Below are 12411 nucleotides of genomic sequence, written 5' to 3' on the forward strand. Positions count from 1 at the left end.
CGTTGCCGGGTGGTTGCACTGGATTTACGACTCTGTGGCCAAAGCGGTGAGGGGATCGGTAGTGGCAGGTGCTGTTGGGGTCCACGTGGTGTCGACCAGATGGTACGGGTGCCAGCGCCCGTGGTGGTCGAGTCGGAGCTGGGTGTCCGGTCCGAGGGTGAGTTGGTTGCCGAGGACCTGGATGGTGAGTTCGTCGTCGGCGGCAAGCAGTTCGGTCCGGGCGCGGGCGAGCTCGGCGGGATCGGGGGTCCAGGTGTGCTCGAGGACGTCGAGTCCGGGCGCTCCGCCGTAGCGCCAGGCTTGGATGCCCAGGGCAAGCTCTTCTTGTCGTCCGGTTGCTTTTGCAAGGGTGTCGCTCAGCTCGGGGAAGTCCGCGGCCAGTCGTACTGCGTCCTGCCATTCGTCGAGCCTTTGCGGATCGGGTGTGCCGTTCAGCAGCGCATGCAGCAACGCGCGAGCGCGTCGAGCCGCGTCCAGCACGAGCAGCGGCAATTTTGTCGGGCCGAAGCCCGGTGGCGCCTCGATCCCGGTCACCGCGAGCTCGTCGAGGACAACCTTCCCCGGCAACTCCGGAACGTCGGGCAGCGCGCCGACGGGAGTCACGAGTACGTCGTGCAGTGATGTGCCAGCTGGAGTTTTGCCGGCTTTGTCGGAGGGCGCTGTCTGGCTCCTCGATTGCAGTTGGTCGAGGAGATCGTCGCGGGATGTGCCGCGGAGAAGGAGGAGGACGAAGGGGTCCGAGTCGAGAAGCCAGGCGACCTGATAGCAGAGGCCGGCCGCGTGCTGGCATGGGAGTTCCCAGCCGTCGCAGGTGCAGCTGGGGTCGAGATCCCCGATGCCGGGAAGCAGGGAGACGCCCGCATCGGCGGCAGCTTCGACGAGGTCGTGTGGCATCTCGCCGTCGAGGAGCGCCGCGATGTGACCTGCCCGCGCGGCCACCTGATCGAGGAAGCGGCTCCAGTCGGAGTCACTCAGCTCATCGACCTGAACGACGGCCTCGAAAGTGTCGTCCGGGGAGTAGACGGTCGCCGCGATCCGGCCCGGGCTGATCGTGATCGTCCCGACCTGACCGGAGTTCGCGTACCGGCGTCCCTTGCGCAGCTGGTCCGAATCCAGCGACGTGTCCTCGAGTGCCTGCACCCACGCCCGCGCCCACCACGAACGTCCTCGCGTGCTCCGCCGCTGTGCCGGAAAGGCCGGAAAGCCCTGAGCCTCCGTCATCGCGCACCTCTCAGCTTTACGAGGTCGGCGAGTTCTGCGTCGGAGAGTTCGGTGAGGGCCGCCTCGCCGCCGGTCAGGACGGCTTCGGCGAGCTCACGTTTGCTGCTGAGCATCGTGGCGATGCGGTCCTCGATGGTGCCTTCGGCAATCAAACGGTGCACCTGCACCGGCCGCGTCTGCCCGATCCGGTACGCCCGGTCCGTGGCCTGATCCTCGACCGCCGGATTCCACCACCGGTCGTAGTGCACGACGTGATCCGCCCGAGTCAGGTTCAGCCCGGTCCCGGCCGCCTTCAACGACAACAGGAACACGGGCACCTCGCCGGCCTGGAACCGCTCGACCATCTCCTCACGCTTCGGCACCGGCGTCCCACCATGCAGCAGGTGCGTACCGATGCCGCGGTCGGCCAGATGCCGCTCGAGCAGCCGCGCCATCGCGACGTACTGCGTGAAGACCAGGACCGCGCCGTCCTCGGCCACGATCGTCTCCAGGAGTTCGTCGAGCAGTTCGAGCTTCCCGGACCGTCCGTTCAGGCGCGCGTCGTCGCCTTCCTTCAGGTACTGCGCCGGGTGATTGCAGATCTGCTTGAGTCCGGTCAGCAGCTTCACGATGAGTCCGCGCCGAGCCATCCGGTCGCTGGCCTGCACCTCCGTCATCAGCTCGCGAACCGTTGCCTCGTACAACACCGCTTGCTCACGCGTGAGGGACACCGGCTGATCGGTCTCGGTCTTCGGCGGCAGCTCGGGCGCGATGCCGGGATCGGACTTGCGGCGCCGGAGCAGGAACGGCCGCACCAGCTTCGCCAGCCGCTCCGCCACCTCCTCGTCTTTGTCCGCCTCGATCGGCGCTGCCCACAGATTCCGGAACGTCCCGAGCCGGCCGAGAAGCCCCGGCGTCGTCCAGTCGAGGATCGCCCACAGCTCGGACAGGTTGTTCTCCACCGGGGTTCCGGTCAACGCGACCCGCGCCTGCGACGGCACGGTCCGCAACGCCTTCGCCGTACTGGACGACGGGTTCTTCACATGCTGTGCCTCATCGGCGACGACCATCGCCCACTGATGAGCAGCCAGCCGTACGGCGTCGCGGCGCAGAGTCCCGTAGGTCGTCAGGACGAAGCCGTCCCCGGCGTCGTCGAGGGATCGCGAGGAGCCATGGAAGCGACGTACCGGGGTGCCTGGCGCGAAGCGCTGGACCTCACGCTCCCAGTTGCCGAGCAGGGACGCCGGACAGACCACGAGGGTCGGGCCGGCGGTCGCCTCCGACTCCTGGCGGTGCAGGTGAAGCGAGATGAGGGTGATCGTTTTGCCCAGACCCATGTCGTCAGCCAGGCAGCCGCCGAGGCCGAGTGAGGTCATCCGGGAGAGCCAGCGCAGGCCGCGCAGCTGGTAGTCGCGCAGGGTGGCGTGCAGTCCGGCCGGCGCTTCGATCGGTTCGTCGGCGCGGTCTGGGTCGGCGATGCGGGCGCGCAGGTCTGCGAGCCAGCGGGTCGGCTCGATCGTGACTTGGCGGCCGTCGATCTCGGCGCTGCCGGTGAGAGCGGCACCGAGGGCGTCGATCGCGGTGACTGGTTTGAGGATCCGCTCGCGGGCCTTGCGCGCCAGGTCGGGGTCGATTAGCATCCACTGGTCTCGGAGTCGGACCACCGGTCGGGTCGCTTCGGCCAGCTTGTCCATCTCAGCCTCGGTCAGCGGGTCATTGCCGAGGGCAACCTGCCAGCTGAAGTCGAGGGTGGCGTCGCCGCCGAAGAAGCTCGGCAGATCGCTGGGCGGTCCGTCCGACGACGTGATCGCGGCTCGAGCGGTGAGCGCACGGCCGAGGCTGCGTGGCCAGTGCAGGTCGACCCCGGCTGCCGTCAGCCGCTGCGCCGATCCCGCGAGTAGCTCACCGACCTCCTCATCGGCCAGCTCCATCCGATCCGGTACGGCGGAGTCGAGCAGGCGACCCAAGGGTGCCCAGACGCGTGCCGCCCGCCGGATCGCCAGCGTTGCGTCGATCCGCGCTCGTGGGCCGAACCCGGCGACGTCCTCGGCCCAGACGTCGTACGCATCCCGCACCAGGGTCGGGTCCTTCAGGCTGTGCAGTTGCACCACGGCCGAGAACGCGAGCGAGTCGGCCATCTCGATCCGCAACGAGATCCGCACTCCGGTGTCCAAACCCACCGACACCTCGTCAGCCCACGACCGCAACCGCTCCGCCCGCTGCGGGACCGACGCCGCGAACAGCCCAGTTTGATGCGCCTTCGCCGCAGCCGGCGACCGAGGCATCCCATCAGCCACCGCATCCACGAACGCCCGAACCAACTCCTCAGCCACAGGCAACCGAACCCCAGCAACCCGCCCACCAGCGTCGTCCGACGGAGCACCCTCCGTCGGGGAAGCGGTGGATGGGGGAGCCCCCGACCGGGATGCGGTGGACGGGGGACCACCCGACGGGGATGCGGTGGACGGAGCACCGCCCGTGGACGAGGCGGACGGCGGAGCACCCGACAGAGATGCGGTGGACGGGGGAGCATCCGACCCGGGCGCTGCCGGGGCTGGTTCGAGGGGGAGAGCTCGGGCGGATGGGGGCATGGCTTCGGCTAGGTCGAGGAGGCGGGTTATGTCGGCGGCGTCCAGTGGGCCGGCGCGCCAGGCGTCGTGGCCGGCGGGGGAGACGCCGGGCAGAAGCTTGCCCCGGGCCACCAACTGCAGGGCGATCAGCGACGCGCCGCCCCAGAACGCCGCGGACGGGTGGGCGCCTGGCGCGCGCCGCGCACGGCCGAGCACCGGCACCGCATCAGCAACGGACAGCTCGATCGCGCGGACCGAGCGCGGCTCCGCGTCGACGACCAGCTCCAACTCCGTCTGCTCACCGACACCCAGCGGAAGCTGCCCACCGTCCGGATCCCAGAACGCGACCCGGCCTTCCCGAGGCGGGTCGGCCGGCTTGAACACCACCGCACATCCCACCAGCTCCTGCTGCCCCGTACCCGCCAACCCGACGTCCTCCCTCATCACAACTGAAGATGCACAGCGATCGAGCTCAGACCGTGACGACCTCCGCATCGGCCTGGCCACTGTCAGGCTGGTCGAACTGCGTCCGATACAACTCCTCGTACCGACCACCAGCAGCGAGCAGATCCGCATGAGTGCCGCGCTCGACGATTCGCCCGGCCTCGATCACGAGGATCTGGTCGGCAGCCCGGATCGTCGACAACCGGTGCGCGATCACCACCGCCGTACGTCCGGCCAGCGCCTCGGTCAGCGCCGCCTGGACAGCCGCCTCGTTCGTCGAGTCCAGCGCCGCGGTCGCCTCGTCGAGGATCACGACCCGCGGCTGCGCAAGTAGCAGCCGAGCGATCGTGAGCCGCTGCCGCTCACCACCCGACAGCCGGTAACCGCGCTCGCCAACAACCGTGTCCAGCTGATCCGGCAGCGACCGGATCAAGTCGCCCAGCCGCGCCCGAGTCAGCGCATCCCACAGGTCGGCCTCCGAAGCCTCCGGCCGAGCCAGCAACAGGTTCTCGCGGATCGAGTCGTGGAACAGATGACCGTCCTGCGTGACCATGCCCAGGGTGTCCCGCAGCGACTCCGCCGACACATCCCGTACGTCGACCCCGGCGAGCTTCACCGCGCCCGAATCCACGTCGTACAGGCGGGGGATGAGCTGCGCGATCGTCGACTTCCCGGCGCCGGACGAGCCGACGAGCGCGACCATCTGCCCCGGCTCGGCGCGGAACGACATGTCGTGCAGCACCTCGACACCGCCACGTGTATCGAGCTTGGCGACCTCCTCGAGCGAGGCCAGCGAGACCTTGTCCGCGGACGGATACGCGAACCTGACCTGCGCGAACTCGACCGCCACCGGTCCCTCGGGCACCCGGCCGGCATCCGGCTTGTCCTTGATCAGCGGCTCGAGATCCAGCACCTCGAAGACGCGCTCGAAGCTGACCAGCGCGGTCATCACCTCGAGCCGCGCACTTGCCAGCGCAGTGAGCGGCGAGTAGAGCCGCGTGAGCAGCAAGGCCATCGAGACGACCGCGCCCGCGTCGAGCTGGTCGCGCAGCGCGTAGAAGCCGCCCAGTCCGTAGACGAGCGCCAGCGCGAGCGCCGACACCAGCGTCAGCGCGGTGACGAAGATCCACTGCACCATCGCGGTCCGCACGCCGATGTCGCGCACCCGCCGCGCCCGGATCGCGAACTCCAGCGACTCCCGCCTCGGACGGCCGAACAGCTTCACGAGCGTCGCGCCCGGCGCCGAGAACCGCTCGGTCATCTGCGTGCTCATGGTCGCGTTGTAGTCCGCCGCCTCCCGCTGCAGAGCGGCCAGCTTGGTCCCGATCCGGCGGGCCGGCACGACGAAGATCGGCAGGAGGATCAGTGCGAGCAGAGTGATCTGCCACGACACTCCGATCATCACGACCAGGGTGAGCACCAGCATCACCAGGTTGCCGACGACGCCGGACAGCGTGTCGCTGAACGCGCGCTGCGCCCCGATCACGTCGTTGTTGAGCCGGGACACCAGCGCCCCGGTCCGGGTCCGGGTGAAGAACGCGATCGGCATCCGCTGGATGTGGTCGAACACCGCTGTCCGCAGATCCAGGATCAGCCCTTCTCCGATCGACGCCGACAGCCAGCGCGTGAGCAGGCTGAACCCGGCCTCGGCGATGGCGATCGCCGCGATCAGCAGCGACAGTCGCAGAACGACACTGAACTCCTTCCCGCCGACGATCGCGTCGACCACGTGGCCGGCCAGCACCGGCGTGGCGACCGCGAGCACGGCCGCGCCGACACTCAGCACGAGGAACGCGATCAGTTGCCGCCGGTGCGGGCGCGCGAAGGCGAGGATCCGCAGCAGGGTGGCCCGTGAGAACGGGCGTTTCTCGTCCTGGGCGTGCATCGCGTGGTACAGCGAGTTCCACGCGGTCATTTCCATGCTCACGGCTGTGCTCCGCTGGGATCGGTCGATCGGGAAGGTCGATGATTCAGGACAGCACCGACAGTTCCCGACCGTAGAACCTCGACAGTGCTTGAGGTCAATCAACTTTTAAACTGAGTACGCTGTACGAAGTGCGGTTGAGTGTAGCCAATCCGGAGGAATCGCGCACATGAATACGGAGTACAGCGGCAGTGGCGACCCGGCGCGGAGCCTCGAGCTGCTCTGGCGCCGGCGCCCGCAGCCGACCCGTGGCCCGAAGCCGGCGCTCACGGTGGAAGGGATCGTCGAGGCCGCGGTGCGCATTGCCGATGCCGAGGGGATCGGTGCGATGTCGATGCGCCGGGTCGCCGACGAGCTCGGCGTGGGCGCGATGACGCTGTACCGCTACTTCCCGGGCAAGGGCGAGTTGCTCGACGTCATGCTCGACACCGTGTACGGCGAACTGCCGCGGCGTGACATGGACGGGGACTGGCGAGCCCGGCTCGACGAGGTGGCCCGGGAGAACCGCGAGCTGTACCTGCGCCACCCGTGGATGCTCCAGATCGCGGTCAATCGCCCGCCGCTCGGTCCGCACGTGATGGCGAAGTACGAGTACGAACTCGAGGCGGTCGAGGGCATCGGCCTGACCGACGTCGAGATGGATGCGACCGTCGCTCTGGTGAACGGATACGTCCACGGCGCCGTACGGACCGACGTCGAGGCGCGGCAGGTGATCCAGCGGTCGGGGATGACCGACAAACAGTGGTGGCTGGCGCACGTGCCGCACCTGGACAAGATCGCCGACGCCCAGCAGTTCCCGCTCGCGACCCGGGTCGGGACGACGGTCGGGAATGAGTTCGACGCGCCGTACGACTCCGATCATGCGTTCGAATACGGTCTCGCGCGGCTGCTGGACGGCGTGTCCGCGCTGGTGGAGAACCGGTCTGGCCCGAAAGTGCGAAAACAGTTGTGAGTGAGTACTCACTCAGTTAATCTCGAACGCGTGACACCACGAGCCACACCACTGCCACCCGAAGAACGGCGCGCCGCCATCGTCCGGGCCGCGCTGCCGTTGCTGGAGGAGTTCGGCGCCGAGGTGAGCACCAAGCAGATCGCCGAAGCGGCCGGGATCGCCGAGGGGACGATCTTCCGGGCCTTCGGCAGCAAGGACGCGCTGATCGATGCCGTGATGGCGACCGCGTTCGACACCAGTGACCTGATCACGGCACTGGAGAACGTCGACCGCTCGCTGCCACTGCGGGAGCGCACCATCGCCGCGGTCGAGGTCGGTCAGAACCGCCTGCGCAGCGTCTTCAAGCTCATGTTCACCCTACGGATGCGCCGGCCGCCCGACTTCAAGTCCATGCCGATGGACGAGGCCCGCCGCAAGCGCCAGTCCGATCTGGCCAACGCCGCGTTCGCCGACCTGCTCCGCCCGGATCAGGACCAGCTGCGCTTCCCGCCCGAAGAAGTGGTCCGCCGGATCGGGCTGATCACCTTCTCCGCCACCCACCCAATGATTTCCGGTGGCGTCGTACTGACCGCCGAGGAGATCGTCGACTTCGCGTTCGACGGTGTCCGCTGGCACGACTCCGGTCAGCATGCCGCCCCCGAGGGCGTCGCCGAGTACGCACTCGACGGTGCCCGCCATCACGACTCTGGGGATGATCGATGTTAGTTCGACTCTTGCGTACGCACCTGCGTCCGTACGTGGGAAACCTGTCCATAGTGGTCGTCCTGCAGCTGGTCGGGACGATCGCCTCTCTCTACCTGCCCAGCCTGAACGCCGACATCATCGACAACGGCGTGGCCAAGGGCGACACCGACTACATTATGCAAACGGGCGGCTGGATGCTCGCCGTCAGCTTGGTGCAGATCCTCTGCACGATCGTCGCGGTGTACTTCGGTGCGAAGACGGCCGCGATGTTCGGCCGGGACGTCCGGGCCGCGGTCTTCCACCGGGTCGGCGAGTTCTCCGCGCGGGAGGTCAACCAGTTCGGTGCACCGACGCTGATCTCGCGCAGTACGAACGACGTCACCCAGATCCAGATGCTGGTGGTCACCACCTGCACGATGCTGGTGGCCGCACCGATCACGATGATCGGCGGCGTGTTCATGGCGGTCCGCGAGGACGTCGGCCTGTCCTGGCTGGTCGCCGTCGCCGTGCCGCTGCTGGCGATCTGCATCGGCTTCATCGCGAGCCGGATGGTGCCGCAGTTCCGGAAGATGCAGAAGAACATCGACGGGGTGAACCGGGTACTGCGCGAGCAGATCTCCGGCATCCGGGTGGTCCGTGCCTTCGTCCGCGAGCCGCACGAGGTCGAGCGCTTCGGCGAGGCGAACCAGAACCTGACCGACACGGCCATCCGGGCCGGCCGGCTGATGGCGCTGGTGTTCCCGACGGTGATGCTGATCCTGAACGTGTCGAGCATCGCGGTGCTGTGGTTCGGTGCCTCGCGCGTCGAGAACGGGACGATGGAGGTCGGTGCGCTGACCGCCTTCCTGAGCTACCTGATCCAGATCCTGTTCTCGGTGATGATGGGCGTGTTCGTGATGATCATGGTGCCGCGCGCCGCGGTCTGCGCGGACCGGATCTCCGAGGTCCTCGACACCGAGTCCTCGGTCCGGCCGCCGGTCACCGCGATCAAGTCGTTCACCGGGCGCGGTCAGCTGGTCTTCGAGAACGCCTCCTTCCAGTACCCGGGGGCGGCCGAGCCGGTACTGCGCAACATCGATCTCGTCGCGTCGCCGGGGCAGACGACCGCGATCATCGGCAGCACGGGTGCGGGCAAGACGACGCTGCTCTCGCTGGTGCCGCGGTTGTTCGATGCCACCGACGGGCGGGTGCTCGTCGACGGGATCGACGTACGCGACATCGAGCCGGAGGCGCTCTGGGAGCGGATCGGCCTGGTGCCACAGCGGCCGTACCTGTTCTCCGGCACGGTCGCCAGCAACCTGCGGTACGGCAATCCGGACGCGACCGACGAGGAGCTCTGGGAGGCACTGGAGATTGCCCAGGGCAAGGACTTCGTCGAGGCGATGCCGGAGGGACTTGAAGCGCCGATCGCACAGGGCGGTACGAACGTGTCCGGCGGTCAGCGGCAGCGGCTCGCGATCGCGCGAGCACTGGTCCGCAAGCCGGAGATCTACCTGTTCGACGACTCGTTCTCGGCTTTGGACCTGTCCACCGACGCCCGGCTGCGGGCGGCGCTCCGGCCGATCACGGCGGAAGCGTGTGTGGTGATCGTGGCGCAACGCGTGTCCACGATCGTCGACGCCGACCAGATCGTGGTGATCGAGGACGGCGCGATCGTCGGCAAGGGCCGGCATGACGAGTTGCTCGACACCTGTCCGACGTACGTCGAGATCGTCGAGTCCCAGCGATCCGCGGAGGAGGCGGCATGAGCGAGAACAAGACTCCGCCACCCTCTCCGAACGGGCAGGGACCGGCGACTGAGGCGGCACCTGCTGGTGGTGCGGCGACGGTGAAGGCGACCGAGCGGCCGACGACGGGACGCGCGTTCGGGCCTCCGGGCGGTATCCCGGGGGACAAGTCGATGAACTTCGGTCCGTCGGCGAAGCGGCTGCTCGGGCGGTTGCGGCCGCATCGGCTCCAAGTGAGCGGTGTCATCGCGCTGGCGGTCTGCAGTGTCACACTGTCGGTGCTCGGGCCGAAGATCCTCGGTCGCGCGACCGACCTGATCTTCGCCGGCGCGATCGGCAAGCAGTTGCCCAGCGGTCTGACCAAGGACCAGGTGATCGAGCAGACCCGGGCTTCGGGCAACGGCCGGCTGGCCGACCTGCTCGGCGGGATCGACCTGATCCCGGGCGTCGGCATCGACTTCGATGCCCTGCGCAACGTCCTGCTGATGGTGCTCGGCCTGTACGTCGGGGCGTTCTTCCTGTCCTGGATGCAGGGCTACATCCTGAACGGCGTGGTCCAGCGGACCATCCTCGCGCTGCGGTCCGACGTCGAGGGCAAGCTGAACCGGCTGCCGCTGAGCTACTTCGACGGCGCACCACGCGGCGAGCTGCTCAGCCGGGTGACGAACGACATCGACAACATCTCGACCAGCCTGCAGCAGACTCTGAGTCAGCTGCTCACCTCGCTGCTGACAGTGATTGGTGTGGTCACGATGATGTTCGTGGTCTCGCCGCTGCTGGCCCTGATCGCGCTCGTCACGATCCCGATCTCGATGATCCTGACCGCGGTGATCGCCAAGCGGTCGCAGGTTCGGTTCGTGGCGCAATGGCGTCATACCGGCGCGTTGAACGGCCAGATCGAGGAGGCGTTCACCGGGCACGAGCTCGTGAAGGTGTTCGGCCGGCAGAAGGAGATCGAGGAGAGCTTCGCGAAGAAGAACGAGGAGCTGTACCAGGCCGCGTTCGGGGCGCAGTTCATCTCCGGTCTGATCATGCCGGTGATGATGTTCATCGGGAACGTCAACTACGTGGTCATCGCGGTCGTCGGCGGTCTGCGGGTCGCCTCCGGCACGATGTCGCTGGGCGACGTCCAGGCGTTCATCCAGTACTCGCGCCAGTTCACCCAGCCGCTGACCCAGGTCGCCTCGATGGCCAACCTGCTGCAGTCCGGGGTCGCCTCGGCCGAGCGGGTCTTCGAGGTACTGGACGCCGAGGAGCAGGTGCCGGACGATGCGACGCCGGAGAAGGTCACCGACTCCCGCGGGCGGGTGGAGTTCGAGCACGTGTCGTTCTCGTACGACCCGGAGAAGCCGCTGATCGCCGATCTGAGCCTGGTCGCCGAGCCCGGCCAGACGGTCGCGATCGTCGGTCCGACGGGTGCGGGCAAGACCACGCTGGTCAACCTGATCATGCGGTTCTACGAGCTGAACGGCGGGCGGATCACGCTCGACGGTGTGGACATCACCGAGCTGACCCGGCACGACCTGAGGTCGCGGATCGGGATGGTGCTGCAGGACACCTGGCTGTTCGGCGGCACGATCCGGGACAACATTCTCTACGGCAACCTCGAGGCCACCGAGGAGGACATGCTGGCCGCGGCCAAGGCGACGTACGTCGACCGGTTCGTGCACAGCCTGCCCGACGGGTACGACACGGTGATCGACGAGGAGGGCAGCAACGTCAGTGCCGGTGAGAAGCAACTGCTGACCATCGCGCGGGCGTTCCTGGCGGATCCGCAACTGCTGATCCTGGACGAGGCGACCAGCTCGGTCGACACCCGCACCGAGGTCCTGGTGCAACGGGCGATGGCCGCCCTCCGCTCCGACCGCACCAGCTTCGTCATCGCCCACCGCCTCTCGACGATCCGCGACGCGGACCTCATCCTCGTCATGGAGAACGGCGCAATCGTCGAACAAGGCAACCACCACGAGCTGCTAGCAGCCGACGGCGCCTACGCCCGCCTCTACAACGCCCAATTCAGCGGCGCAGTAGTAGACATAGACGAAGAAGCCGCAGCAATCCCAGCACCTGTAGGAGCCCCGGCCGCAGTACGCCGGTAACAGCAGGAAGGGGCGCCACCCGGGTTGGGTGGCGCCCCTTGTGTTGGGGGTCAGTCTTTCGGGATTGCCAGGTGGGGGCGGAAGGCTAGTAGGACGCCGAGGGTGGCGTAGCCGACCAGGAGGTGGGCGCCGCCGATCCAGCGGGCGGTCTGGTCGCCGAAGATGATCATGGAGGGGACCGTGACGACGGCCCAGCTTTCGGCGATCAGGGGCCACCAGCGGAGTACGCCGCGCCAGCGGCCGGTGAAGGCGATCTTGACTGCGATCACGGCCATGCCGAGCATCGACAGCGGCCAGCAGATGTCCATCGGCACCAGCCACGCGGCGTCCTGGTGCGGAGTCGGCAACACACCGTGCAGCAGCGACCACACACTCGCGATCCCCAGGATCACCGCCTCCACCTTCAGCAGGACCAGGGATCCCTGGCTCAGCCCGGTCGCCCGGGTCCGGAACTGGATCGCCAGCAGGCTGAACACTCCGAGCTGGAACGCGAGCCCGGTCAGGTCACCGACCCGCTCGGGCACCCCCTCGTTCATCGTGCCGAACGCGAAGATGCTTGCGGCCCAGGTCAGGGTCCCCGCAGTCAGTGCCAGACCCAGTCGCTGGATCGTGCGCACGTCCACACCGGCCGGCGAGGCCGTCGTACCGCCGTACCGAACGTCGGTCCGGACTCGCGCTGGTGTCTCCGTCATGGTCTTTCCTTCCTCCCCTGAGGTACGGCGTACCTCCTGACCAGAACTCTCCCGGGCGGGGCGACCCGGGCGGCAGGTGCTGCGGTCCTCAACCGTGTCCCGGATCGGGACGGGACAGT

At 68.0% G+C, this 12411-nt stretch carries 8 protein-coding genes; 4 read left to right on the forward strand and 4 right to left on the reverse strand.

The window, feature by feature from the left end; genetic code table 11:
* Nucleotides 1–24: 24 nt before the first annotated feature.
* From E0H73_RS17625 to E0H73_RS17635, 3 genes are read right to left on the reverse strand one after another with little or no spacing between them, the layout of a single operon-like run.
* Nucleotides 25–1221, reverse strand: coding sequence for an SWIM zinc finger family protein (locus tag E0H73_RS17625; RefSeq protein WP_131357073.1), 1197 nt, complete (start codon nucleotides 1219–1221; stop codon nucleotides 25–27).
* Complete coding sequence (locus tag E0H73_RS17630; RefSeq protein WP_165555731.1) at nucleotides 1218–4214, reverse strand: DEAD/DEAH box helicase; 2997 nt, start codon at nucleotides 4212–4214, stop codon at nucleotides 1218–1220. The genes E0H73_RS17625 and E0H73_RS17630 overlap by 4 nt, the downstream gene beginning before the upstream one ends.
* 28 nt (nucleotides 4215–4242) lie before the next feature.
* Nucleotides 4243–6129: an ABC transporter ATP-binding protein gene (locus E0H73_RS17635; protein WP_202867460.1), complete on the reverse strand. Its 1887-nt coding sequence runs from the start codon at nucleotides 6127–6129 to the stop codon at nucleotides 4243–4245.
* Between the two features lie 178 nt (nucleotides 6130–6307).
* Between E0H73_RS17635 and E0H73_RS17640 the strand changes: the two genes are divergently transcribed.
* The 4 genes from E0H73_RS17640 to E0H73_RS17655 are packed head-to-tail and all read left to right on the forward strand — an operon-like array spanning nucleotide 6308 to nucleotide 11600.
* A complete protein-coding gene (locus E0H73_RS17640) occupies nucleotides 6308–7090 on the forward strand; it encodes a TetR/AcrR family transcriptional regulator (RefSeq protein WP_131357079.1) in 783 nt (260 codons plus the stop codon).
* A gap of 30 nt (nucleotides 7091–7120) precedes the next feature.
* Nucleotides 7121–7795 (forward strand): TetR/AcrR family transcriptional regulator, encoded by a 675-nt coding sequence (locus tag E0H73_RS17645; RefSeq protein ID WP_238164058.1) that lies wholly within the window; start codon nucleotides 7121–7123, stop codon nucleotides 7793–7795.
* Nucleotides 7789–9522 carry an ABC transporter ATP-binding protein gene (locus E0H73_RS17650; RefSeq protein ID WP_131357082.1) on the forward strand — a complete coding sequence of 578 codons (1734 nt, stop codon included), beginning with the start codon at nucleotides 7789–7791 and terminating at the stop codon, nucleotides 9520–9522. Before E0H73_RS17645 ends, E0H73_RS17650 begins: the two co-directional genes overlap by 7 nt.
* Nucleotides 9519–11600 (forward strand): ABC transporter ATP-binding protein, encoded by a 2082-nt coding sequence (locus E0H73_RS17655; RefSeq protein ID WP_131357085.1) that lies wholly within the window; start codon nucleotides 9519–9521, stop codon nucleotides 11598–11600. The genes E0H73_RS17650 and E0H73_RS17655 overlap by 4 nt, the downstream gene beginning before the upstream one ends.
* Before the next feature lie 50 nt (nucleotides 11601–11650).
* On the opposite strand, the gene E0H73_RS17660 is transcribed toward E0H73_RS17655, so the two are convergent.
* Nucleotides 11651–12292: a hypothetical protein gene (locus E0H73_RS17660; protein ID WP_131357089.1), complete on the reverse strand. Its 642-nt coding sequence runs from the start codon at nucleotides 12290–12292 to the stop codon at nucleotides 11651–11653.
* Nucleotides 12293–12411 lie beyond the last annotated feature (119 nt).

Origin of the sequence: Kribbella pittospori, from assembly GCF_004331465.1 — a bacterium.
GTDB classification, from domain to species: domain Bacteria; phylum Actinomycetota; class Actinomycetes; order Propionibacteriales; family Kribbellaceae; genus Kribbella; species Kribbella pittospori.